Source organism: Curvibacter sp. Hmag1.1, assembly GCF_059769165.1.
This window is the reverse complement of sequence record NZ_JBMBGX010000002.1, coordinates 2912813-2936192: the sequence shown is the minus strand read 5'-3', so window position 1 is coordinate 2936192 and position 23380 is coordinate 2912813. Positions and strand designations below refer to the sequence as shown.

Sequence of the window (23380 nt, the reverse complement as noted above, 5' to 3'; positions counted from 1 at the left end):
AGTGCCCTTTCATTGTGCATGACCCATTACGGGTGTCTATGCGTTTCAGGCCGGTTTGGCCAAATCCACATTGCGCAAGCGGATGTGCAATTCTCGCAGCTGCTTCTCGTCCACCGGGCTCGGCGCCTGGGTCAGCAAGCACTGGGCACGCTGGGTCTTGGGGAAAGCAATCACGTCACGGATGGATTCCGCGCCGGTCATCAGAGTCACGATGCGGTCCAGACCGAATGCGAGACCACCGTGGGGTGGGGCACCGTATTGCAATGCATCGAGCAAGAAGCCGAATTTAAGCTGGGCTTCTTCCGGTGTGATCTTCAGGGCATCGAACACTTTCTGCTGCACGTCTGCACGGTGGATACGGACCGAACCGCCACCCATTTCCCAACCGTTCAAGACCATGTCGTAACCTTGGGAAATGCACTTTTCAGGCGCGGTGACCATCCAGTCCTCGTGGCCTTCCTTGGGTGCTGTGAAGGGGTGGTGCACAGCGGTGTAACGCTGGCTTTCTTCGTCGTATTCGAACATCGGGAAGTCCACCACCCACAGCGGCTTCCAGCCACCGGTGAACAGGCCGTTTTTCTTGCCAAACTCGCTGTGGCCAATCTTGATGCGCAGGGCACCGATGGCGTCATTGACGATTTTTTCCTTGTCGGCACCGAAGAAGATCAAGTCTCCGTTCTGGGCACCGGTGCGCTCCAGCACCGCATTCAGGGCTGCGTCGTGGATGTTCTTCACAATCGGGCTTTGCAGACCATCACGGCCCTTGGACAGGTCGTTCACGCGGATGTAGGCCAAGCCCTTGGCACCGTAGATCTTGACGAACTCGGTGTAGGCATCGATTTCGCCACGGCTGATACCACCGTTTTCGGCAGAACCACCGGGGATACGCAGGGCCACCACACGGCCACCCTTCATGGTGGCAGCGCCTGAGAACACCTTGAAATCCACGTCCTTCATGACGTCGGTGAGTTCGGCGAACTCGAGGTTCACGCGCAAGTCAGGCTTGTCAGAGCCGTACAAACGGGCCGCATCCTGGTAGGTCATGACCGGGAACTCGCCCAAGTCCACACCGATGGTGTTCTTGAACACGGTGGTGATCATGCCTTGGAACATGTCACGGATGTCCTCTTCGGTCAGGAAAGAGGTTTCGATATCGATCTGGGTGAATTCGGGCTGGCGGTCAGCGCGCAAGTCTTCGTCGCGGAAGCACTTGGTGATCTGGTAGTAGCGATCGAAACCCGCCACCATCAGCAGCTGCTTGAACAACTGGGGGGACTGGGGCAGCGCGAAAAACTGGCCATCATGCACACGGCTGGGCACCAGGTAGTCACGTGCGCCTTCGGGCGTGCTTTTGGTCAACATCGGGGTTTCGATGTCCACAAAACCGTTGGCGTCCAAAAACTTGCGCACTTCCATGGCCACGCGGTAGCGCAGCATCAGGTTGTTTTGCATGTAGGGGCGGCGCAGATCCAACACGCGGTGGGTCAGGCGGGTGGTTTCAGACAGGTTGTCTTCGTCCAGTTGGAACGGAGGAGTCACCGATTCGTTCAGCACGATCAGTTCGTGGCACAACACTTCAATCTTGCCGCTCTTGAGGCTGTCATTGGTGGTGCCTTCGGGGCGCGCACGCACCAAACCCTTGATCTGCACGCAGTATTCGTTGCGAATGTCTTCAGCCACCTTGAACATCTCGGCGCGGTCAGGATCGCAAACCACTTGCACGTAGCCTTCGCGGTCACGCACGTCCACAAAAATCACACCACCGTGGTCACGACGACGATTGACCCAACCACACAGAGTCACGGTTTGGCCCAACAGGGCTTCGGTCACGAGACCGCAATAATGAGAACGCATAGCCATAGAGTGCTTTCAATTCGCCGCAAAGTGTGCAGCGGGTTAGTAATAAGGTTATTTGGGCGCAGTGGGCGCTGTCGGGACGTGGGCAGTTGGAGCCACCGATCCCATGGAAATCACATAGGTCAGCGCCTCGTCCACGCTCATATCGAGCTCGATCACATCTTTGCGGGGCAGCATCAAAAAGAAACCGCTGGTCGGGTTCGGCGTGGTGGGTACATAGACACTGACAAACTCTTCGCCCAAGTGCGATGCCACCTCTCCACCCGGCGTACCCGTCTGGAAACCGATGGTCCAGCTGCCGGCGCGGGGGTATTGGATCAACAAGGCGGTGCGGAAGGCATTGCCGTTGCTGGAGAACAAGGTGTCGGACACCTTCTTCACGCTGTTGTAAATGGATTTGACAATCGGGATGTTGGTGAACAACTTGTCCCATTGCTTGACCCACCAGCGCCCGGCCACATTGGAGACCAATGCGCCGGTCACCAACAATGCAGCAAACACCAGCACCACGCCGAGCCCCGGAATGCTGTGCAGTCGCTCGATGGTTGGTGCAGAAGTCGTGGGCGTGATGGCGGAAACGCCGCTCAAAAATCCTGCGAACACGGCGTCCAGCAGACCGACCAGCCACAACAACACCCAGATGGTGATGGCCAGCGGCAACCAGACCATCAGGCCGGTAAGCAGGTATTTTTTAATGGGCACAGGTGCTCCGCTTCAGGTGGTGGATGACGGGGTACTTGGCGCCGCAGGGGCTGCGGGTGCGGCAGCAGGCGCTTCAGATTTGGTTTCTGCAGGCTTGGCCGCGGGGCTGTCGCCGGTGACTGGCGCCACGCCAGTTGCTGGCGCGCTGCCGCCTTTGAAGTCTGTCACGTACCAGCCGGAGCCCTTGAGCTGAAAACCGGCGGCCGTCAGTTGTTTCTTGAATGCAGGTGCGTTGCACTGCGGGCAATCCTGCAGCGGTGCGTCGGAGATTTTCTGCAATACATCCTTGGCAAATCCGCAGGACTCGCATTTGTAGGCGTAAATGGGCATGGAAGTAGAGCTCAGACCTGAAGTTGCAAAACCCTCAATTATAGGTGCGCCATCAAAACAGCCGGATGCGCGCCCATAGCTGAACCAGCACCAATCCCACCGAGAAGCCGATGACAACTGCCACCAGGGTTTGCAACAGGCGGTTGGTACGTTTTTGCTCTTGCAGCAGCTCCCGCATCAGCTCCTCGTTGCCACCACCTTGACGCTGGAGATACTGATGCAGCAACCCCGGTAGCTCCGGCAACAATTTGGCATACCGCGGTGCCTGGGCCTTGAGTTCATGGATCAGCTTTTGCGGACCCACCTGCTGCAGCATCCACTGCTCCAGAAAGGGCTTGGCCGTCGCCCACAAATCCAGATCCGGATCCAGATCCCGACCCAAACCTTCGATATTGAGCAGGGTTTTTTGCAACAACACCAGCTGCGGCTGAATCTCCACGTGGAAGCGGCGGGACGTCTGGAACAAGCGCATCAGCACCATGCCCAGAGAAATCTCTTTGAGCGGCCGGTCAAAGTAAGGCTCACACACTGCGCGGACAGCGGCTTCCAACTCATCCACCCGGGTGGCAGCGGGCACCCAGCCGGACTCTATGTGCAACTCCGCCACACGCTTGTAATCGCGGCGGAAGAAGGCCACAAAGTTCTGCGCGAGGTACTCTTTGTCCACTTCGGTCAAAGTGCCGACGATGCCGAAATCCAAAGAGATATAGCGACCGAAGGTCTCAGGCGCGAGGCTGACCTGGATGTTGCCAGGGTGCATATCGGCATGGAAAAACCCGTCGCGGAAGACCTGGGTGAAAAACAGGGTCACGCCATCGCGGGCCAACTTGGGCACATCGACGCCGGCCTCGCGAAGTTTGTCGATCTGGCTGATCGGCACACCATGCATGCGCTCCATGACCAGCACTTCGGTCGTGCAATAGTCCCAGAGCATCTCAGGGATCAGGACCAAATCTAGCCCCTCCATGTTGCGCCGGAGTTGTGCGGCGCTTGATGCTTCACGGACCAAATCCAGCTCATCATGCAGGTACTTGTCGAACTCGGCCACCACCTCGCGGGGTTTGAGGCGCTTGCCGTCTGCAGACAGCCCCTCGACCCAGCCGGCCATCATGCGCATGAGTGCCAAGTCTTTGTCGATCACACCCAGCATGTTGGGACGCAGTACCTTGACAGCGACCTCGCGCTCACGACCGGAGCGGTCCTTCAGCACCGCAAAGTGCACCTGTGCGATCGATGCACTGGCCACCGGCGTACGCTCGAACGACACAAAAATCTCGGACACCGGCTTTCCCAGTGCGCGCTCGATGGTGGCGACCGCCACCTCCGAGTCGAAGGGGGGCACGCGGTCTTGCAGCTTGGCAAGTTCGTTGGCGATGTCCAAGGGCAGCAAATCCCGGCGGGTGGAAAGCACCTGCCCGAACTTCACAAATATGGGCCCCAACCGCTCCAGCGCTTCGCGCAAACGCTGCCCGCGCGGCTCATCCAGAGAACGGCCGATGGAGACAATACGGGCAATCAAGCGCAACCAGGGCTTCTGGAAGCTGGTAAGCACCAGCTCGTCCAGCCCGTATCGCAGAACGACCCAGACGATGAACAGCCCGCGGCCGAGGCGGCTCATGGAGCTTTGCCGCTGGATTCCGACGACGCAGCGCCGCGCTTGCCGACAAACTGCTGCAGGGCTTGGCCCATGGTGCGGCAGGTCTGCATCAGCATGTGCGCAGGAGCATCACCCAAGATCTTGGAGAGATCCTCCTCCACATCCCAGCGCACATGGTCTGCCAGCCAGTTCACTTCGGCTGCCAACTGCACATCGCCCTCAATGCGCACAGACGGCTTGCCACCCTGCATGACCGCTTGTGCGATCGCATAAGGTGAGTCTTCAGTAATCGTGAGGGTCAGGTCGGGCTTGGCGTCCGCCCCTGCCAGATCCAGCAAACCGGCGGGGGTAGCCTGCACACGGAAGGTAAATTCACGCCACTGGGTGTGAATGACGCGGCCTTTCTGGCGCGCCAGCCGTTCCATTGCCTGAGGCTCCTGCTGCAGCACATGGTTGAGCAAGAGCACCACCCGGCGGTGACTTTCTTCAATGGCCCAAGCCGGTGGGGTCAGGGCGGAGGGAAGATTCTGGAAGAGACCTTCCAGCATGGAAAAGGGGGACTGTGTTGCCATAGTCCCCCATTATCTTCCTGAAAAATGACCGGTCCTATTGCAGGGCTTGCACACCTGCCACCAACCAGCCACTGCTGCCGTTTTTGGCCTTGGTCATGTTCCAGACTTCGCGGAAAGGGCTCGGTCCTGCAGACGGCTCTTCACGGATCATGCCGGAGAACTCCACGCTGGCCATGTACTCATCAGGCAGCTCTTCAATGCCCAGCAAACGGGCATCAATCATGACCACATCGGTGTGGTTCACGCCGGCACCCGTGTGCGTCTCGCGCTCGGCCAATTGGGTCTGTATTTCTCGGGTCATGTCGTCCGTCATCATGGCGCGAAGCGCTGCCACGTCGGACCTGTCCCAGGCCGCTTGCAGAGTCACAAAATTGGCTTTGGCCGATTTGAGGAAACCCTCAGTATCAAATCCAGCCGGTACACCCCAGGTTTGCGAACCCATCAACGCCGAGCCGATCATGGAGCCACCTTGGGCCGCAGGCTGCGGCGCCTCGAAGACCATGCTGCTCCGCTCCCAAGGGCGGGCTGAAGCATCATTACCGACGTTCTCGGCCCGGTACTGCTTCAAATCCTGAACCGGAGCCGGACCAGCACCCTGAAACGCAAACGGGGAAGCAGCCTGTGCCGCAGGCTTGCGGCTGCGCATGAACATGCCGATGAGCATCATCACACCCAGCGCCAGCAAACCGAACATCAGCACGTTGCCAAAGGCTTCACCCAGCCCCAGGGAACTTGCCAGCCAGGCCAAGCCCAACCCGGCCGCGAGACCGCCCAACATGGCACCCCAAGGACGCTTGGGCGCCTGCGCGGCTGTGGGTGCTGCCGCAGGTGCAGGTTTGGCGGCTGCGTTATTCACGTTCTGCCCGGGCGCAGCGGGAGATGCCGGCGCGGGACTGGCTGCTTCGCGTTGTGTGACGTTGCTCGACTGCTTGCCGAACGACTTGCCTCCGCCCAGGCGTCGGGCGGCTTCTGCGTCAAAGCCCGAGAGGGTCAGCGCGACTGCCAAAGCCAATGCCCAAAGTTTCATGTCTTCTCCAAAATTTGTAGTTATCTCAGCACTTGATTCCAACATGCAAGGCAGCAATGCCGCCAGTCAAATTGTGATAGTCCACATGACCGAAGCCCACTTTGTGCATCATGGTCTTTAGCTCTTGCTGGCCCGGATGCATGCGAATGGATTCCGCCAGATAGCGGTAACTTGCGTCATCTCCGGCGATCATCTTGCCCAAGCGCGGCAACACCTTGAAGGAGTACCAGTCGTACACCTTCTCCAAGGGGGGCGCCACCTTGGAAAACTCCAGTACCAACAGCTTGCCACCCGGTTTCAAGACCCGTTGCATTTCTGCCAAAGCCACGTCTTTGTAGGTCATGTTGCGCAAACCGAAGGCCACGCTGACCACATTGAAGTAGTTGTCGGGGAAGGGCAACTTCTCCGCATCGCACACCAGCGTGGGCAACACGATGCCCGCATCCAGCAAACGGTTGCGGCCGGTGGAGAGCATGGCTTGGTTGATATCGGTATGCACGACTTGACCCGACTTGCCGACTTTCTTGGAGAAGGCCATTGCCAGGTCACCGGTGCCGCCGGCAATGTCCAAGGCCTTGTCGCCCTCTTTGAGGTTGGCCACCAGCACGGTGTAGGCCTTCCAGGCGCGGTGCAGGCCGGCTGACATCAGGTCGTTCATCAGGTCGTATTTGGGGGCGACGGAGTCAAACACGCCACGTACGTGGCTGGCTTTCTCCGACTCATCGACCGACTTGAAACCGAAATGGGTAGTACTCATAGTTTTAGTCCAAATAGGGCTCTAGCGCTCATGGAATATGCGCGAGAAGCTCCCGAAACAATAGCAAACAGGTCGAAGGTTAGTGGCTGGCACAGCCGTGGCCGCCCTTGGGAGCCATGACTGCATCGCGCCCAACGCCCGCGGCCTTGAGCTTGTCTTCGTAATCCTGCCACAGGCGAGCCTGCTGAGAACCCAGAAAATACAGGTAGTCCCAGGTGTAGATACCGGTGTCATGTCCGTCGGAAAAGCGGGGCTGCACCGCGTAGTTGCCAACCGGGTCCAGCGCTTCCAACTCCACGTCGCGCTTGCCGGTTTGCAGGGTTTCCTGGCCCGGGCCATGGCCCTGCACCTCAGCAGACGGCGAGTAGACCCGCATCAGCTCAAAGGGAATGCGAAAGCGCGCCCCGTCCGAGAAGCCCACTTCCAGCACGCGGCTTTGGCCGTGGACGGTGATGTCCTGCGGGGTCGGCGCGCCAGCGGTCAAACCTGCCATGGCGCCCCCTTAGACCAGCACGCGCTCAATGCCACCGGCATTGGCGGTTTGCACGTACTCGGGCAACCATTCCTTGCCCAAAATCTGGTTGGCCATTTCGACCACGATGTAATCGGCCTCCAGCAAGCCGTTGTTCAGGTCGTTGCCGTAGCGGCTCAGGCCTTGCAAGCAGCTCGGGCAGCTGGTCAAAATCTTCACATTGCCTTCCGCCTTGGGCGACTGTCCCCCTGGCGCCGTCAGGGCACGCAAAGCGGTTTCTCCCTTGCGCAACTCTTCTTCCTTGCGGAAGCGGATTTGAGTGGAGATGTCGGGGCGGGTCACGCCCAGCGTGCCGGACTCGCCGCAGCAGCGGTCATTCTTCAAAACTGCGTCGCCCACGAGGGCCTTGACCGTCTTCATCGGGTCCTGCAGCTTCATGGGGCTGTGGCAGGGGTCGTGGTACAGATAGCCGGCACCGGCACCCCCCTCCGGCACCAGGGTAATGCCCTTCTCCAGCAGGTACTCGTGGATGTCGATGATGCGGCTGCCAGGGAAGATTTTGTCGAACTCGTAGCCCTGCAACTGGTCGTAACAGGTACCGCAGCTCACCACCACCGTCTTGATGTCCAAGTAATTCAAGGTGTTAGCCACACGGTGGAACAGTACCCGGTTGTCGGTGATGATTTTCTCGGCCTTGTCCGCCTGGCCGGAGCCACGCTGGGGGTAACCGCAGCACAGGTAGCCAGGGGGCAACACGGTTTGCACACCCGCATGCCAGAGCATGGCTTGGGTTGCCAAGCCCACCTGGCTGAACAGGCGCTCCGAGCCGCAACCGGGGAAGTAGAACACCGCCTCGGTCTCTGCCGTGGTGGATTTCGGGTTGCGGATGATGGGCACGTAATCCGCATCTTCAATGTCCAGCAAGGCGCGCGCCGTTTTTTTGGGCAGGCCGCCAGGCATCTTCTTGTTGATGAAGTGGATCACCTGCTCCTTGATGGGCGCGGTGCCCACGGTGGCTGGCGGTTTCGCAGTCTGCTTTTTGGCGGCCAGACGCAAGACCTGGTTGGCCAAGCGTTGCGCCTTGAAGCCCACGCCCACCATGGCCGAGCGCATCAGCTTGATGGTCTCGGGATTGGTAGCGTTCAAGAAGAACATAGCCGCCGCGTTGCCGGGGCGGAAGGACTTCTGCCCCATCTTGCGCAAGAGATTGCGCATATTCATGGTCACATCGCCAAAGTCGATCTTCACCGGGCAAGGCGATTCGCACTTGTGGCAGACCGTGCAGTGGTCGGCCACGTCTTCAAACTCTTCCCAGTGCTTCACGCTGATGCCGCGGCGGGTCTGCTCCTCATAGAGGAAAGCCTCCACCAACAGCGAGGTCGCCAGAATCTTGTTGCGCGGGCTGTACAGCAGGTTGGCGCGTGGCACGTGGGTGGCGCACACCGGTTTGCACTTGCCGCAGCGCAGGCAGTCTTTCACCGAATCGGCAATCGCGCCGATATCGCTTTGCTGCATGATCAAGGACTCGTGCCCCATCAGGCCGAAGGAGGGCGTATAGGCGTTGGTCAAATCGGCGTAAATGGTGGAGCCATCTGCGGTCAAATGCGGTGCAAAGCCTTCACCATCCTGCGCGGGCAGCTCCTGATTCCGTAGCAGCTTGCCTTTGTTGAAGCGGCCTTCGGGGTCCACCTTGGCTTTGTAGGCAATAAACGGCGCCAGCTCGGCTTCGCTCAAAAACTCCAGCTTGGTGATGCCAATGCCGTGCTCGCCCGAGATCACGCCGTCCAGGCTGCGGGCCAATGCCATGATGCGTTTGACCGCACCGTGGGCAGCCTGCAGCATGTCGTAGTCATCGCTGTTGACGGGGATGTTGGTGTGCACGTTACCGTCACCGGCGTGCATGTGCAGCGCCACCCAGACGCGGCCTTTGAGCACGCGCTTGTGGATGGCGGCGCACTCAGACAGGATGGCGTCAAACGCCGCACCCGTGAAGATGGCTTGCAGCGGCGCACGCAACTGGGTCTTCCAGCTGGCGCGCAGCGTGTGGTCCTGCAGCTGGGGAAACAGGGTTTCCACCCCATCCAGCCAGCCCTGCCATTGGCCACGCACTTGCGCGACCAAGTCCAGCGCCTGGGACACACGGTCTTCCAGCAGCTCGGCCGATGGAATGTCGTTGGCGTCATCTGTCTTGCCCAAGGGCAAATCGCTGCGCTCGAAAAATTCGGTCAGCGCGTCGCACAGGGCCAGCTTGTTCTGCAGGCTCAGTTCGATGTTGATGCGCTCGATGCCGTCGGTGTACTCGGCCATGCGGGGCAGCGGGATCACCACGTCTTCATTGATCTTGAAGGCGTTGGTGTGCTTGCTGATGGCCGCAGTGCGCTTGCGGTCCAGCCAGAATTTCTTGCGCGCTTCGGGGCTGATGGCCACAAAGCCCTCGCCACTGCGGCCGTTGGCCAAGCGCACCACTTCGCTGGTGACGCGAGCCACATCGTCGGCGTTGTCGCCTGCGATATCGCCGAACAACACCATCTTGGGGAAGCCGCCGCGCTTGCTCTTGGTGGCGTAGCCCACCGCTTTCAGGTAGCGGTCGTCCAAGTGCTCCAGGCCGGCCAGCAACACGCCGCTGCGCTTTTGCTCGGCGAACATGAAATCCTTGATGTCCACGATGCTGGGCACCGCGTCCTTGGCGTTGCCAAAGAACTCCAGGCACACCGTGCGGGTGTGCGCAGGCATCTTGTGTACCACCCAGCGCGCGCTGGTGATCAGGCCGTCGGTGCCCTCTTTCTGGATGCCGGGCAAACCGCTCAGAAACTTGTCGGTGACGTCCTTGCCCAAGCCTTCCTTGCGGAAGGTGGTGCCAGGAATGTCTAGGCGCTCTTTGCGGATGGGCGTTTTGCCGTCGGCCTTGTAGTACTGCAGCTCGAAGCTGGCCACTTCCACGTCATGGATCTTGCCCATGTTGTGGTTGATACGGGTCACTTCCAGCCACTCAGCCTGCGGCGTCACCATGCGCCAGCTGGCCAGGTTGTCCAGCGCAGTGCCCCACAGAACGGCTTTTTTGCCGCCCGCGTTCATGGCAATGTTGCCGCCTATGCACGAGGCCTCGGCAGACGTCGGGTCCACCGCAAACACATAACCGCCGCGCTCGGCGGCATCCGCCACCCGCTGGGTGACCACACCGGCCTCGGACCACACGGTGGCCACATCGCGGTCCAGACCGGGGAGGCGTTTCATCTCCACCTCGGTCATGGCTTCGAGCTTTTCGGTGTTGATGACCACGCTCTTCCAGGTAAGAGGAATCGCGCCGCCCGTGTAGCCGGTGCCGCCTCCACGGGGAATGATGGTCAGCCCGAGTTCGATACAGCCCTTCACCAGACCGGCCATTTCCTCTTCCGAGTCCGGGCACAGCACCACAAAGGGATATTCAACGCGCCAATCGGTCGCGTCGGTCACATGGCTTACGCGCGAGAGGCCGTCAAACTTGACGTTGTCTTTGGCGGTGAGCTTGTAAAGCAGCTTCTGGGTCTTCTTGCGCAGGGCGGCCACCTCCACAAAGGCAGCGTCAAACGCTTTGACGGCTGCGCGTGCTGCCACCAGCAACTGGCCGACCATGGCGTCCCGCTCGGGGTCGGCCTCTGGGGTGCGGCGCTTCTCCACCTCGGAGAGGCGGTGGTTCAAGGCATCAACCAATTGGCCGCGGCGCTTGGGGTTGTCCAGCAGGTCGTCCTGCAAGTAGGGGTTGCGTTGCACTACCCACACATCGCCCAGCACCTCGTAGAGCATGCGGGCAGAGCGACCGGTCTGGCGTTCGCCACGCAGCTGGTTCAACAGCTCCCAGCTGTGAGAACCCAGCAAACGAATCACGATTTCCCGGTCGGAGAAAGACGTGTAGTTGTACGGAATTTCGCGGATGCGCTCTTGCGCATGAGCGCCCGGCTTGGCGGCGCTGAGGAGGTGATTGAGCGAGGTGGGAGCGTTCATCAGGGTGTTTAGTAGCTGCCAAAGGCCCCGGCACGGCCTTTTTTGGTAGGTCTGCGATGGTACCGCACCGCCTATTCACGGGCTTTTCTAATGGAAACCCCTGACCAATCGGTCAAAATTCTCAGGTTGTAATGAGAGTGACACATATTTGACATGCGGCGCACCTAGCATCGCCGCATTCGACATTCAGGAGGCAACCATGTCCATTACCCGCAGAGCTCTTTCCATTGCTGTCGTATCCGCGGCCGCATTCGCTATCCCTGGCATCGCCCAAGCCCAGACCGAAATTCAGTGGTGGCACTCCATGACCGCCGTGAACGGCGAATGGGTGAACGACCTGGCCAAGGAATTCAACGCCAGCCAGAAAGACTACAAAATTGTTCCCACCTTCAAGGGGACCTACGACGAATCCATGACCGCTGCGGTTGCCGCTTTCCGCGCCGGCAATGCACCCCACATCCTCCAAGTGTTTGAAGTGGGCACTGCCACCATGATGGCCAGCAAGGGAGCCGTGGTTCCTGTCGGCAAAGTCATGGCAGACGCGGGCTACAAATTCGACCCCAAGGTGTACGTGCCTGCTGTGGCCGGCTACTACACCGCGCCCAATGGCCAGATGCTGAGCTTCCCGTTCAATAGCTCCACCACCATCTTTTACTACAACAAGGACGCCTTCAAGGCAGCCGGCATCAACCCCGACCAGGCGCCCGCTACCTGGGGCGATGTAGCTCTGGCAGCCGCCAAGCTCAAAGCCAGTGGCCACAAGTGCCCTATCTCCATCGCATGGCAAGGCTGGACCCAGCTGGAAAGCTTCTCTGCCTGGCACAACGTCGAATTCGCGACCAAGCAAAACGGCCTGGCCGGAACAGACGCCCGCCTGAAGATCAATTCGCCACTGCACGTGCGCCACATTGAAAATCTGGCCAACATGGCCAAGCAAGGCTTGTTTGTGTACAAGGGCCGCGCCAACGTGCCGGAAGCCAGCTTCGTATCCGGGGAGTGCGCCATGATGACTACATCGAGCGGCTTCTACGGCAACGTGAAGAAGAATGCCAAGTTCGCCTACGGTATTGCTCCCCTGCCCTACTACAAAGACGTACCCGGAGCACCGCAAAACACCGTCATCGGTGGCGCCAGCTTGTGGGTCATGGCCGGCAAGAAAGCGGAAGAGTACAAAGGCATTGCCAAGTTCTTCGACTTCATCTCCACGCCTGAAGTGCAGTCTGCCAGCCACAAGCGCACCGGCTACCTGCCCATCACGACTGCAGCTTTTGAGCTGACCGAAAAGTCCGGCTTCTACAAAGAAAACCCCGGTACGGATGTAGCCGTGAACCAGATGATCCGCAAAGTGACAGACAAGTCCCGCGGTATCCGTTTGGGCAATTACGTGCAGATCCGCGCGATTGAAGACGAAGAATTGGAACAAGTCTGGGCCGGCAAGAAAACTGCCAAGGAAGCGCTGGACTCCATCGTGACCCGTGGTGACGAACTGTTGGCCCGTTTCGAAAAAGCCAACAAATAAATCGTTTCTTGATTGAACGGAGTGGCCGCTGCGGTGGCCACTCCGTTTTTCTATTTCCGACATCCCACTTTGGGTCCCCACACCTTGCATAACAACTATGGCTAACGAAAAACGGGTGGTATTCAAATCCGCGTGGCTGCCTTGGGTGCTGATTGCACCGCAGGTCATTGTCATCACGGTCTTCTTTTTCTGGCCGGCGGCTCAAGCGCTTATGCAGTCAGTGCAACAAAGCGACGCCTTCGGCACCTCGGTGGAATTTGTCGGGCTCGACAACTTCCGCAACCTCTGGAACGACGCCTCCTACCTCGCTTCCTTCAAGACCACTGCAGTGTTCTCCGCATTGGTGGCCGTGATGGGCCTGAGCATCTCGCTGATGCTGGCGATCTTTGCCGACCGGGTCGTCAAAGGCTCAGGCATTTACCGCACTTTCCTGATCTGGCCGTACGCCGTAGCCCCTGCAGTAGCCGGTGTGCTGTGGCTCTTCATGTTTGCGCCCAGCATCGGTATCGTGAGCTATGGCATCCGCGCTCTTGGAGCGAGTTGGGACCCGCTGCTCAACAGCAACCACGCCATGGCGCTGATCGTGATGGCAGCAGTTTGGAAGCAGCTGTCCTACAACTTTCTGTTCTTTCTGGCCGGCTTGCAGAGCATCCCCAAGTCGCTGATCGAGGCCGCATCCATGGACGGTGCGCGCCCCTGGCGCCGGTTCTGGACCATCCAGTTCCCGCTGCTGTCGCCCACCACCTTCTTCCTGCTGGTGATCAATGTGGTGTATGCCTTCTTTGACACCTTCGCAATCGTCGATGCGGCCACCAAAGGCGGCCCGGGCAAAGACACGGCCATTCTGGTCTACAAAGTGTATTTCGACGGCTTCAAGGCCATGGACCTGGGTGGCTCGGCAGCCCAGTCGGTGGTGCTCATGGTCATCGTGGTGGCACTCACCGTGGTGCAGTTCCGCTTTGTTGAAAAGAAAGTGAATTACTGAAATGACACGCCCCCACGCTCATCACTACGTGTATTCGCTGCCCCCCAAGGGGGCGCATGGCTCCTTTGGGGCAGCCCTGCAGGAGCCATCTCATGGTTGAACGTCGCCCCTGGCTGGACTTTTTGTCGCACGCCATTCTCATCATCGGGGTGCTCATCGTGGCATTCCCCATCTACATCACCTTTGTGGCCTCCACCCATACGGCGGACGCGGTGGTGCAGTCGCCCATGCCGCTGCTGCCCGGCAGCCACCTGCTGGACAACTACGCCGCCGCTCTGGGCGGTGACCGCCAAGGTTCGGGGTCGCACGCTTCTGTGGGTCGCATGATGATGGTCAGCCTGATTACGGCGCTGATCATTTCCATCGGCAAGATTGCCATCTCGCTGCTCTCGGCGTTTGCCATCGTGTACTTCCGCTTTCCAGCGCGCATGTTCTTTTTCTGGGCCATTTTTGTGACCCTGATGCTGCCGGTGGAGGTGCGCATCGGCCCCACTTACCAAGTGGTGGCTGATCTGGGCATGCTCAACACCTATGCCGGCCTCACGGTGCCACTGATTGCGTCCGCTACGGCCACTTTCTTGTTCCGGCAGTTTTTCCTGACCGTGCCGGATGAGCTGGTGGAGGCCGCCCGAGTGGACGGCGCAGGCCCCATGCGCTTCTTCAAAGACATTCTGGTGCCTCTGTCGGCCACCAGCATGGCGGCACTGTTTGTCATCCAGTTCATTTACGGCTGGAACCAGTACCTCTGGCCGCTGCTGGTCACCACCAAGGAAGACATGTACCCGGTGGTCATCGGCATCAAGCAAATGATTTCGGGCGGCGACGCCCAGACCGAATGGAACATCGTCATGGCCACCGCCATGCTGCCACCCGCGTTGGTGGTCATGCTCATGCAGAAATGGTTTGTCAAAGGCCTCGTGGACACCGAAAAGTAATAGGAAAAAAGATTTATGGCTTCCATCGAACTCAAAAACGTCATCAAGCGCTACGGCAGCGGCAAGTCGGCCAACCAGGTCATCCACGGCGTGAACGCCCAGATTCAGGACGGTGAATTCATCGTCATCGTCGGGCCCAGCGGCTGCGGCAAATCCACGCTCTTGCGCATGGTGGCCGGCCTGGAAGAAGTCAGCGGCGGCCAGATTTCTATCGGTGGGCGCGTGGTGAACGACCTGGAACCCAGCGACCGCGACATCGCCATGGTGTTCCAGAACTACGCGCTCTACCCGCACATGAGCGTGTTCGAGAACATGGCCTACGGCCTCAAGATCGCCAATGTGCCCATGGACGAGATCAAGGCGCGTGTGGAAAAAGCCGCCAAGATTCTGGAGCTGGCCCCTTATCTGGAGCGCAAACCCAAAGCCCTGTCGGGCGGACAACGCCAGCGCGTGGCCATGGGCCGGGCCATCGTGCGCCAGCCCCAGGTGTTTTTGTTTGACGAGCCGCTCTCCAACCTGGACGCCAAGCTGCGCGCCCAGACCCGGCTGGAAATCCAGAAGCTGCACCGCGAGCTGGGCATCACCAGCCTGTTTGTGACCCACGACCAAGTGGAAGCCATGACGCTGGCCCAGCGCATGATCGTCATGAATGGCGGCGTGATGGAGCAGTTCGGCACGCCCGAAGAGGTCTACACCCGCCCGGCCAGCACTTTTGTGGCCAGCTTCATCGGCTCGCCGCCCATGAACCTGCTCAAGAACGCACCGGACGCCAAGCCCGGCGTCATCACCGGCATCCGCCCCGAGCACCTGGACATCGCGTCTGGCGGCTGGGCCCTGCAAGTGGAAGCGGTGGAAATGCTGGGGGCTGAGCGCCTGATCTACGGCAAGTGGGCGCACAAATTGAATGCCGCGGATGCGGATGAGACCGTCATCATCCGCATCGAAGAGTCGGCCGCCGTGCCCGCCTTGGGCAGCACCCTGCATGTGACACCGCGCGCAGACCGCATCCACCACTTTGACGCTGCCACCGGCAAGAGAATCACCGCATGACCGCCGTCCACGAATTCGACCTCCCCGACTGGCCCTACCCGCGCTGGGTAGCCCACCGGGGTGCCGGCAAGCTGGCTCCGGAAAATACGCTGGCCGCCTTCCGCCTCGGGGCGGGCCACGGCTACCGCATGTTCGAATGCGACGTGAAGCTCAGCGCGGATGGCGTGCCATTTTTGCTGCACGATGCCACCCTCGCCCGCACCACCAATGCCTCCCATCAAGTGCTGGCGCCCGTGGATCATGCGCAAGTAGCTATCAAAGATGTAGCAAATGAGGCCATCGCCGGCAACCACCCTTGGGCCACATTGAGCCGGCTCGATGCCGGCGCCTGGCACAGCCGTGCCTACGCAGGCGAGACCATTCCTACGCTGGACGGCATTGCCGCCTATTGCATCCGCAACGGCTACTTTCTGAACATCGAGATCAAGCCCACCCCGGGTACCGAGCGTCACACCGGCGAGGTCGTGGCCCGGCACGCCGCCCGCCTGTGGGCAGGACAGTCCGTGCCACCCCTGCTGACTTCTTTCGCGCCCGACGCACTGGAAGGCGCTCTGGACACTCAGCCTGAGTTGCCCCGTGGTCTATTGCTGGACGAACTCTGGAGCGGTTGGCTAGAAACCGCCCTGCGCCTGGGATGCCACGCCATCGTGTGCAAGCACACGCTCTGGGACACCAGCACCGTGACCCAAGCCAAAGCGGCCGGCATGCGCACCATGAGCTACACGGTCAATGACGAGCCAGTGGCGCAGGGGCTGATCGACTTGGGTACGGACGGCATCATCACCGACCGGGTGGATTTGTTCAGCCCTGCTTGAGTACCCAATCGACGGCAGAAGCCATGTCCGGCACCACCACGGTGGCGGCGCTGAAGTCCTGCACCGCAGACATGGCGGTGGGTATCGCCACACAAGCCAGCCCAGCCGCAATCGCAGAGGCGACGCCGTGCTCAGTGTCCTCAAAGGCCACTGCTTCATGGGCCTGCAAGCCCATCTTTTCCAGCGCCAGCAAGTAACACTCGGGTGCCGGCTTGCTGTGGACGACCTCATCCGCAGATATCACGATCTCAAACTCCGGCGCCAGCGCGCGCGAGCGCAAAGTGGCGGCAATGGCGAACATGCGTGCCCCGGTCACTACGCCCTTGCGTAGACCGGCTGCATTCAAACGGGTCAATGATTCGCGCACGCCGGGCATCAGCGGGAAGGCGTGGGTTGCAAGGTATTCGGCCGTCATGGCGTTTTTGGTATCAGCCAGTTCGGCGGCGTCTGGGGCCAGCGCATAGCGCTTCTTGATGTCATGGCCGTTGGTGATGGCGGGCACACCCGAGAAGTCCGCCATGAACAACTCCAGCGGAATCTGCACGCCATAGGGCTGCAGCACCTGATTCCAAATCGCGTGATGCACCGCTTCAGATTCGACCAGGGTGCCGTCGTGGTCAAACAGAACGGCTTTGAAACGTGAGGGCATAAAGCTCCAAAAAATTTGCGGGCTGGGATCAGCGGCGCATGGCCCACCACTGACTGACGGCACAGGCCAGCACCATGGCGGCATAGCTGGCCATCTTGCCATCGCGCCCGAAGAATACGAGTCCGCCCACCAAGGCCCCTAGCCCCGCTACAAAATTAATAGCTGCCTGCGCATATAGACTGCGCGCTACCGGCACTTTTCTATACAAAAGAGGCGCCAGAAGCGCCAGCAACACCCCGACCACCAAGGCAGGAGCCGCAAAATTCAACAGGTGGTTCAGGAGATCGAGTGGGCCCATGGCGGTCATTGCAAAGGCCAATCGAGGCTTTGGCGGGGTGAGTAGACGCTGGATTTTATAATCGGCATCTAAACATATGGCAGTCTGGGCATTAGGCATCAACCAAACCACCGCACCGCTGGATATGCGGGGCCGGTTTGCGTTCGCCAGTGACCAGATTGCGCCGCAGCTCCACGGGCTGCGCCAGAGCATGGCCCGTCCCCCGGAAGCGGCCATCGTCTCTACCTGTAACCGCACCGAGATCTACTGCGCAGGCGATGAAGCCGCGCTGGACCACACCCTCGCCTGGCTGGCACAAAGCGGCGGCGTGTCGGCCAGTGAGCTGCGCTCCCACACCTACCGCTTGGAAGACCAGGAAGCCGCTCGCCATGCGTTCCGCGTGGCCAGTGGCCTGGACAGCATGGTGCTGGGCGAGCCGCAGATTCTGGGGCAGCTCAAAGACGCCGTACGCGCCGCTGACGAGGCGGGCGCTTTGGGCACCACGCTCTCCCAGCTCTTCCAACGCTCGTTCGCGGTGGCCAAAGAGGTGCGCACCTCTACGGAAATCGGCGCGCATAGCATCAGCATGGCCGCCGCCGCCGTGCGCCTGGCCGGTAATTTGTTTGAAGACCTGGCCAAGGTCAAGGTGCTGTTTGTGGGTGCGGGCGAAATGATCGAGCTTTGCGCCACGCACTTTGCGGCCAAGAACCCCAAGGCCATCGCGATTGCCAACCGCACGCTGGAGCGGGGCGAAAAGCTGGCCAGCCGCTTCGGGGGCGAGGTCATGCGCCTGGCCGACTTGCCCGAGCAGCTGCACGAGTTTGACGCTGTCATCAGCTGCACCGCCAGCACCCTGCCCATCATCGGCTTGGGCGCGGTGGAGCGCGCACTAAAAAAACGCAAGCACCGCCCCATGTTCATGGTGGACCTCGCCGTGCCGCGCGACATTGAACCCGAAGTCAAAGCCTTGGGTGATGTGTACCTCTACACTGTGGACGACCTGGCCGGCGTGGTGCAAACCGCCCAAGCCAACCGCCAAGCCGCCGTGGCTCAAGCCGAGGCCATTGTGGACGCCGGGGTGCAAAGCTTTATGCACTGGGTGGACCAGCGCAGCGCCGTGCCCCTGATCCAGCAGCTCAATGCCCAAGCCGAAGAATGGCGCACCGCAGAACTCACCCGTGCCCGCAAGATGCTGGCCAAGGGCGAAGATGTGGACGCGGTGCTTGAAGCTCTGGCCAAAGGCCTGAGCCAGAAGATGCTGCATGGCGCAATGGCCGAGCTGCACGCCGGGGACGCTGCGGCGCGCGAACGGGCGGGCAACGCGATTTCGCACTTTTTCTTGCGGAATAAGCGTTAGCTGGGGTCAAGCTTCGGGGTTCACCCCCCTCTCCCCCAGCCCCTCTCGCCCGGCCGGGTGAAAGGGGAGCTTTAACAGCCACATTTTGTTTTTTCGCTTCGACCCCGCTTCTACGGTCGTCGCATTGATCGCTACACACACAAAGTCACCCATGAAACCGTTTCTCCGCCAACAGCTTGCCAAGTACAAAGACCGCCAAGGGGAGCTGGAGTTTTTGCTTTCGCGTGAAGACATCATGAAAGACATGGAGCAGTTCCTCAAGCTGTCGCGCGAGCACACCGATGTGGCGGCGGTAGCTGGGCGTTGGAAGCGCTTTCAGCAGCGCGAGGCCGATCTGGCCACGGGGCAGGAGATGCTGGGTGATGCGGCGGGCGATGAAGACATGCTCGCCATGGCGCAAGAAGAGATTGACGGCGCCACTGCCGAGATGGCCCAGTTAGAGGCCGAGCTGCAGCGCATGTTGCTACCCAAGGACCCGGACGATGCCCGCCCTGCGTTTGTGGAAATTCGTGCGGGTACAGGCGGTGACGAGTCCGCCCTGTTCGCTGTGGATCTGGCCCGCATGTACACCCGCTACTGCGACGCCAAGGGCCTGCGCACCGAGATCATGAGCGCGTCTGAAAGCGAGCTGGGCGGCTACAAGGAAGTAGTGCTCCGCATCGAAGGCAGCACGACCACTAGCGCGGGCTCTTGCGGTGCCTACGGCATGCTGAAATTCGAATCAGGCGGCCACCGCGTGCAGCGCGTGCCCGCCACGGAGACGCAGGGCCGCATTCACACCAGCGCCTGCACGATTGCGGTGTTAGCCGAGCAGGACGAGGCGGAAGCCATCAAGATCAATCCGTCGGATCTGCGCATCGACACCTACCGTGCCAGCGGCGCCGGTGGCCAGCACATCAACAAGACCGACTCGGCGGTGCGTATCACGCACATCCCCACTGGTATCGTGGCCGAATGCCAGGATGGCCGCAGCCAGCACAGCAACAAGGCCCAAGCCCTGAAAGTGCTGACCGCCCGCATCCACGAAAAAGACCGCTCCGAGCGCGCCGCCAAAGACGCGGCTGAACGCAAGAGTCTGGTTGGCAGCGGCGACCGCAGCGACCGCATCCGCACTTACAACTACCCGCAAGGCCGGCTGACCGACCACCGTATCAACCTCACGCTGTACAAGCTGGACCGCGCGATGGAAGGCGATTTGGACGATGTGATCGAGGCCCTGCAAGCCTACGAAGCGGCCCAGCAGTTGGCTGCGCTGGAAAACAGTCTGAATTGATTTGCTTACGGGTTGGAGTTGGGGCGGCTGGGCGCTCACCGCAAATAACGGAGAGCGCTTGGGCGACAGAGCGTTTTGCGCAGGTCAAGGAGGAGCCCGCAAAGCGGGCGGGGGACACGGAGCAAAACGATCTGTCGCCCAAGCGATCGGCCCATCGCAAAACCGCCCGGATTTTCAAAAAAGTCAGAGCTTGAACACCCCCACCACCTGCACCAAGTCGTTAGCCTGACTCTTCAAACTGCTAGCTGCCGCAGCCATCTCTTCCACCAAGGCTGCGTTTTGCTGCGTCGCCTGGTCCATCGAAGTCACAGCCTCACCCACCTGCGCTACACCGGCACTTTGCTCATTGCTGGCGGCGCTGATCTCGCCCATGATGTCAGTCACCCGGCGGATGCTGCTGACCACTTCGGTCATGGTTTCACCGGCCTTGTCGACCAAAGCAGTGCCCTGCTCCACGCGCTCCACGCTGGCGTTGATCAGGCTCTTGATTTCTTTCGCGGCCTCAGCACTGCGGCCGGCGAGTGAGCGGACTTCGCTGGCCACCACCGCAAAGCCACGGCCCTGCTCCCCGGCGCGGGCGGCTTCCACTGCTGCGTTCAGCGCCAGAATATTCGTCTGGAAGGCGATGCCGTCGATCACGCTGATGATGTCGCTGATCTTGCGGCTGGCTTCATTGATGCCCTTCATGGTGTCCACCACCTGCCCCACCACTTCGCCCCCTTGCACCGCCACCGTTGAAGCGCTCATGGCCAGTTGATTGGCTTGGCGAGCGTTGTCGGCGTTTTGCTTGACGGTGCTGTTGAGTTCTTCCATGCTGGCCGCAGTTTCCTCCAGCGAGCTGGCCTGGTGCTCAGTGCGGGCACTCAAGTCATTGTTGCCTTGGGCAATCTCGGCGCTGGCGTTGGCCACGCTATCGGCACTGCTGCGCACTTGCGCCAACACCCCATGGATTTTGGCGACGAACTGGTTAAACCCGTTGCCGATGGCGGCCAGCTCGTCATTGCCATGCACGGCGATTTTGGTACGAAGGTCTGCATCCCCGCTGGATACATCGGCCATAGCGCTACTCAGGGCCCGCAGGGGCTGCATGAGCCGCGACACTACCGCAACCAGAATGACCGCCGTAGCCAAGGCGCACACCAATGCGGCACCCAAGGTGTAGAAAGTCAGTTGGCGCGACGATGCGGTTGCCACGCTCTGCGGAAAGCTCATGCGCACTGCCCAAGGCGCTGCGTCCGGGTGGATGACCAAGGGCTGCAAGAGGTGAATTACTTTGCTGTTATCGGTGTACTCGTAAGTCTGACCCTTCTGCACCGCCTCCAAACCGGCTGCGGGGATGTCCTCGGCCTTTTTGTTGATCAGCGCCGCATCGGGGTTGGTCGCATACAAGCCGCCGTTGGAGATCAAGACCAAGCTGCCGCCATTCATGACTTTCACATCTGACAGGATGGTGTTCAGCTGTGTGAGCGCGAAGTCGGCACTGGCCACACCTTGAAACTTGCCTTCCACCAGAATGGGCGCCACCAGCGATGCCATCAGCACATCTTTGCCTTCAATCGGGTAGATGTAGGGCTCGGTGAAAAACACCTTGCTGGTTTTCTTGGGAATGTCGTACCAATCATTGGCCCCCGGCGCGGGGTCGAACACAATGGGATCCACATGAAAGCCGCCTCCAGCCTTGCGGGTCCAGTAGGGCATATGGCGTCCGGTTGCATCGTAGATCGGCGCTTTGCCCGCGAACTCGGCATCTTTGCCGTCCAGCGCATTGGGCTCCCAAGTGACGGCGGCACCCACAAAGTCCGGGGAGCTCATCAGGGTGGATTTGGTGATCTCGTCAATTTGCGGACGTTGCAAGGGCAAGCCAGCCGCCTTGGTAGTGGTCATGGCGCCGGAAAGCGCCATCACGGAATACAGATTGGCCTTGATCCGCGATTGCAGGGCCCCCGCAGCTTCGCGGGCAGAGGTGCGGGCCAGCTCCATGGTTGCAGCTTCTGCGGTGGAGCTGCTTTTGAAGCCGATCACAGTGGCTGTAATTGCCAGACTGGCGACCACGAGGGCGGTAGCCGCGACACAAATCTTGGCGTTGAGCGACAAGCCACTCAGGCGTGCAGGGGGCGCGGACGAACCGGAGGACAATACAAGGCTCATTTTGAGAACACTCCAACGAAACGGCGCCTCGCCAACGCCTGCTCCAGCCAAGATCGGCCTTATCTATTTGTGGATTCACTGTACTTTATTTAGGTCGAAAGCGCAGCGGGAAATAAGCGGTCTTTCAACCATTTCGTGCATTCATCCATACAAAATATGCGCGAGCAGCTATCAATTCAAGAGCAATCATGCCCACCATTGCGCAAGCCATTTCTCAGCTCCAAAGTCAGGGGCTGGACCTGACAGACAGTCGGCTGCTGCTTTTGCATGCAGTCGGGCAGGCCCGGGCGGGGCGGGCCTGGCTGCTGGCACATGACAGTGACCTCCTCAGTGAGCAAGCGCTCATCACGCTGACACGGCTGGCAAATCGACGGCTGGCAGGCGAACCCGTCGCCTACCTGGTTGGCCACAAAGAGTTTTACGGGCTGAACCTGCAGGTCAGCGCCGATGTATTGGTACCCCGCCCTGACACCGAGACGCTTGTGGAGTGGGCACTGGAAACCCTGGAGCCCACCCCCCATGCCCGGGTGGTGGACCTGGGCACTGGCAGCGGTGCGATTGCGCTGGCCCTCAAGGCCACGCGGCCGGAATTGCAGGTGGAAGCCGTGGACTTCAGCCACGCAGCACTGGCTGTGGCGCAAGGCAATGCGCAACGTCTGGGGTTGGAGGTGGCTTTTGGCCAGGGCTCCTGGCTTGGCAGCGCAGAAGGCAAGTTCCAGCTCATTGTGTCCAACCCACCCTACATTCGCGAAGACGACGAACACCTGCCTGCCCTGCGGTTCGAGCCCCGGCAGGCATTGACCGCCGGTACCGATGGGCTGGACGATATACGCACCATCATCCGCCAGGCCCCAGAGCACCTGCTTGCCGGCGGCTGGCTGCTGTTCGAGCACGGGTATGACCAAGCGGGTGATGTTCGCGGCCTTTTGGCTGCCGCCGGCTTCAGTGAAGTGCAGAGCCGCCGCGATCTGGCTGGCATTGAGCGCTGCAGCGGCGGCAGATGGCCGGCAGCATTTCCATAATGAATTGGCCTTTAGCGCACACCAATATTGCGCGAGCAGCTCCTGAATTCATAGC

General features: G+C 60.4%; 20 protein-coding genes. 8 read left to right on the top strand and 12 right to left on the bottom strand.

Going from position 1 to position 23380, the window contains the following annotated elements; translation table 11 throughout:
* Positions 1-45: 45 nt before the first annotated feature.
* From aspS to ACOAP0_RS14565, 9 genes are all read right to left on the bottom strand, one after another.
* A complete protein-coding gene (gene aspS, locus ACOAP0_RS14605) occupies positions 46-1860 on the bottom strand; it encodes an aspartate--tRNA ligase (RefSeq protein ID WP_498376988.1) in 1815 nt (604 codons plus the stop codon).
* A 48-nt stretch (positions 1861-1908) separates the two neighbouring features.
* On the bottom strand, positions 1909-2553 hold the full coding sequence (locus tag ACOAP0_RS14600; protein ID WP_198301977.1) for a DUF502 domain-containing protein: 645 nt from the start codon (positions 2551-2553) through the stop codon (positions 1909-1911).
* 18 nt (positions 2554-2571) lie between these two features.
* The gene (locus tag ACOAP0_RS14595; protein ID WP_498376987.1) at positions 2572-2889 is read right to left on the bottom strand and encodes an FmdB family zinc ribbon protein; all 318 of its coding nucleotides are present in this window, start codon (positions 2887-2889) and stop codon (positions 2572-2574) included.
* Between the two features lie 52 nt (positions 2890-2941).
* Positions 2942-4507: a ubiquinone biosynthesis regulatory protein kinase UbiB gene (gene ubiB / locus ACOAP0_RS14590; protein WP_498376986.1), complete on the bottom strand. Its 1566-nt coding sequence runs from the start codon at positions 4505-4507 to the stop codon at positions 2942-2944.
* Positions 4504-5058 (bottom strand): ubiquinone biosynthesis accessory factor UbiJ, encoded by a 555-nt coding sequence (locus tag ACOAP0_RS14585; RefSeq protein WP_498376985.1) that lies wholly within the window; start codon positions 5056-5058, stop codon positions 4504-4506. Before ACOAP0_RS14585 ends, ubiB begins: the two co-directional genes overlap by 4 nt.
* 34 nt (positions 5059-5092) lie before the next feature.
* On the bottom strand, positions 5093-6085 hold the full coding sequence (locus ACOAP0_RS14580; RefSeq protein WP_498376984.1) for a Tim44 domain-containing protein: 993 nt from the start codon (positions 6083-6085) through the stop codon (positions 5093-5095).
* Positions 6086-6110: 25 nt separating this feature from the next.
* Positions 6111-6842 carry a bifunctional demethylmenaquinone methyltransferase/2-methoxy-6-polyprenyl-1,4-benzoquinol methylase UbiE gene (gene ubiE, locus ACOAP0_RS14575; protein WP_498376983.1) on the bottom strand — a complete coding sequence of 244 codons (732 nt, stop codon included), beginning with the start codon at positions 6840-6842 and terminating at the stop codon, positions 6111-6113.
* A 79-nt stretch (positions 6843-6921) separates the two neighbouring features.
* Positions 6922-7335 (bottom strand): gamma-butyrobetaine hydroxylase family protein, encoded by a 414-nt coding sequence (locus tag ACOAP0_RS14570; RefSeq protein ID WP_087496595.1) that lies wholly within the window; start codon positions 7333-7335, stop codon positions 6922-6924.
* A gap of 9 nt (positions 7336-7344) precedes the next feature.
* Entirely contained in the window at positions 7345-11295 is a 3951-nt protein-coding gene (locus ACOAP0_RS14565) for a DUF3683 domain-containing protein (RefSeq protein WP_498376982.1), read from the bottom strand.
* 199 nt (positions 11296-11494) lie between these two features.
* Here ACOAP0_RS14565 and ugpB point away from each other — a divergent pair, with 199 nt between their 5' ends.
* The 5 genes from ugpB (at position 11495) to ACOAP0_RS14540 (ending at position 16599) form a co-directional block, all read left to right on the top strand.
* Positions 11495-12814: a sn-glycerol-3-phosphate ABC transporter substrate-binding protein UgpB gene (ugpB, locus tag ACOAP0_RS14560; protein ID WP_498376981.1), complete on the top strand. Its 1320-nt coding sequence runs from the start codon at positions 11495-11497 to the stop codon at positions 12812-12814.
* A gap of 97 nt (positions 12815-12911) precedes the next feature.
* Positions 12912-13799 carry a sn-glycerol-3-phosphate ABC transporter permease UgpA gene (ugpA, locus tag ACOAP0_RS14555; RefSeq protein WP_498376980.1) on the top strand — a complete coding sequence of 296 codons (888 nt, stop codon included), beginning with the start codon at positions 12912-12914 and terminating at the stop codon, positions 13797-13799.
* Positions 13800-13891: 92 nt separating this feature from the next.
* Entirely contained in the window at positions 13892-14734 is an 843-nt protein-coding gene (gene ugpE, locus ACOAP0_RS14550) for a sn-glycerol-3-phosphate ABC transporter permease UgpE (protein ID WP_498376979.1), read from the top strand.
* 15 nt (positions 14735-14749) lie between these two features.
* The gene (locus tag ACOAP0_RS14545; protein ID WP_498376978.1) at positions 14750-15784 is read left to right on the top strand and encodes a sn-glycerol-3-phosphate import ATP-binding protein UgpC; all 1035 of its coding nucleotides are present in this window, start codon (positions 14750-14752) and stop codon (positions 15782-15784) included.
* A complete protein-coding gene (locus ACOAP0_RS14540; RefSeq protein WP_498376977.1) occupies positions 15781-16599 on the top strand; it encodes a glycerophosphoryl diester phosphodiesterase in 819 nt (272 codons plus the stop codon). The genes ACOAP0_RS14545 and ACOAP0_RS14540 overlap by 4 nt, the downstream gene beginning before the upstream one ends.
* Here ACOAP0_RS14540 and ACOAP0_RS14535 read toward each other — a convergent pair.
* Positions 16586-17248: an HAD family hydrolase gene (locus ACOAP0_RS14535; protein ID WP_498376976.1), complete on the bottom strand. Its 663-nt coding sequence runs from the start codon at positions 17246-17248 to the stop codon at positions 16586-16588. The two genes, ACOAP0_RS14540 and ACOAP0_RS14535, sit on opposite strands and share 14 nt — an antisense overlap.
* Before the next feature lie 28 nt (positions 17249-17276).
* Positions 17277-17546 carry a hypothetical protein gene (locus tag ACOAP0_RS14530; protein ID WP_313868997.1) on the bottom strand — a complete coding sequence of 90 codons (270 nt, stop codon included), beginning with the start codon at positions 17544-17546 and terminating at the stop codon, positions 17277-17279.
* Positions 17547-17622: 76 nt separating this feature from the next.
* Here ACOAP0_RS14530 and hemA point away from each other — a divergent pair, with 76 nt between their 5' ends.
* Together hemA and prfA are read left to right on the top strand one after the other, a co-directional pair.
* Positions 17623-18882 carry a glutamyl-tRNA reductase gene (hemA, locus tag ACOAP0_RS14525; RefSeq protein ID WP_498376975.1) on the top strand — a complete coding sequence of 420 codons (1260 nt, stop codon included), beginning with the start codon at positions 17623-17625 and terminating at the stop codon, positions 18880-18882.
* A gap of 151 nt (positions 18883-19033) precedes the next feature.
* Positions 19034-20155, top strand: a complete 1122-nt coding sequence (gene prfA, locus ACOAP0_RS14520) for a peptide chain release factor 1 (RefSeq protein ID WP_498376974.1) — start codon at positions 19034-19036, stop codon at positions 20153-20155.
* A 183-nt stretch (positions 20156-20338) separates the two neighbouring features.
* Here prfA and ACOAP0_RS14515 read toward each other — a convergent pair whose 3' ends face one another.
* Entirely contained in the window at positions 20339-22303 is a 1965-nt protein-coding gene (locus ACOAP0_RS14515; protein ID WP_498376973.1) for a methyl-accepting chemotaxis protein, read from the bottom strand.
* Positions 22304-22491: 188 nt separating this feature from the next.
* Between ACOAP0_RS14515 and prmC the strand changes: the two genes are divergently transcribed.
* Positions 22492-23325 carry a peptide chain release factor N(5)-glutamine methyltransferase gene (gene prmC / locus ACOAP0_RS14510; protein ID WP_498376972.1) on the top strand — a complete coding sequence of 278 codons (834 nt, stop codon included), beginning with the start codon at positions 22492-22494 and terminating at the stop codon, positions 23323-23325.
* The last annotated feature ends 55 nt before the right edge of the window (positions 23326-23380 follow it).

Excerpts from the sequence above, each read along its gene's own strand:
- aspS (WP_498376988.1), bottom strand. The coding sequence starts at position 1,860 with ATGGCTATGCGTTCTCATTATTGCGGTCTCGTGACCGAAGCCCTGTTG.
- ACOAP0_RS14595 (WP_498376987.1), bottom strand. The coding sequence starts at position 2,889 with ATGCCCATTTACGCCTACAAATGCGAGTCCTGCGGATTTGCCAAGGAT.
- ubiB (WP_498376986.1), bottom strand. The coding sequence starts at position 4,507 with ATGAGCCGCCTCGGCCGCGGGCTGTTCATCGTCTGGGTCGTTCTGCGA.
- ACOAP0_RS14585 (WP_498376985.1), bottom strand. The coding sequence starts at position 5,058 with ATGGCAACACAGTCCCCCTTTTCCATGCTGGAAGGTCTCTTCCAGAAT.
- ACOAP0_RS14580 (WP_498376984.1), bottom strand. The coding sequence starts at position 6,085 with ATGAAACTTTGGGCATTGGCTTTGGCAGTCGCGCTGACCCTCTCGGGC.
- ubiE (WP_498376983.1), bottom strand. The coding sequence starts at position 6,842 with ATGAGTACTACCCATTTCGGTTTCAAGTCGGTCGATGAGTCGGAGAAA.
- ACOAP0_RS14570 (WP_087496595.1), bottom strand. The coding sequence starts at position 7,335 with ATGGCAGGTTTGACCGCTGGCGCGCCGACCCCGCAGGACATCACCGTC.
- ACOAP0_RS14565 (WP_498376982.1), bottom strand. The coding sequence starts at position 11,295 with ATGAACGCTCCCACCTCGCTCAATCACCTCCTCAGCGCCGCCAAGCCG.
- ugpB (WP_498376981.1), top strand. The coding sequence starts at position 11,495 with ATGTCCATTACCCGCAGAGCTCTTTCCATTGCTGTCGTATCCGCGGCC.
- ugpA (WP_498376980.1), top strand. The coding sequence starts at position 12,912 with ATGGCTAACGAAAAACGGGTGGTATTCAAATCCGCGTGGCTGCCTTGG.
- ugpE (WP_498376979.1), top strand. The coding sequence starts at position 13,892 with ATGGTTGAACGTCGCCCCTGGCTGGACTTTTTGTCGCACGCCATTCTC.
- ACOAP0_RS14545 (WP_498376978.1), top strand. The coding sequence starts at position 14,750 with ATGGCTTCCATCGAACTCAAAAACGTCATCAAGCGCTACGGCAGCGGC.
- ACOAP0_RS14540 (WP_498376977.1), top strand. The coding sequence starts at position 15,781 with ATGACCGCCGTCCACGAATTCGACCTCCCCGACTGGCCCTACCCGCGC.
- ACOAP0_RS14535 (WP_498376976.1), bottom strand. The coding sequence starts at position 17,248 with ATGCCCTCACGTTTCAAAGCCGTTCTGTTTGACCACGACGGCACCCTG.
- ACOAP0_RS14530 (WP_313868997.1), bottom strand. The coding sequence starts at position 17,546 with ATGGGCCCACTCGATCTCCTGAACCACCTGTTGAATTTTGCGGCTCCT.
- hemA (WP_498376975.1), top strand. The coding sequence starts at position 17,623 with ATGGCAGTCTGGGCATTAGGCATCAACCAAACCACCGCACCGCTGGAT.
- prfA (WP_498376974.1), top strand. The coding sequence starts at position 19,034 with ATGAAACCGTTTCTCCGCCAACAGCTTGCCAAGTACAAAGACCGCCAA.
- ACOAP0_RS14515 (WP_498376973.1), bottom strand. The coding sequence starts at position 22,303 with ATGAGCCTTGTATTGTCCTCCGGTTCGTCCGCGCCCCCTGCACGCCTG.
- prmC (WP_498376972.1), top strand. The coding sequence starts at position 22,492 with ATGCCCACCATTGCGCAAGCCATTTCTCAGCTCCAAAGTCAGGGGCTG.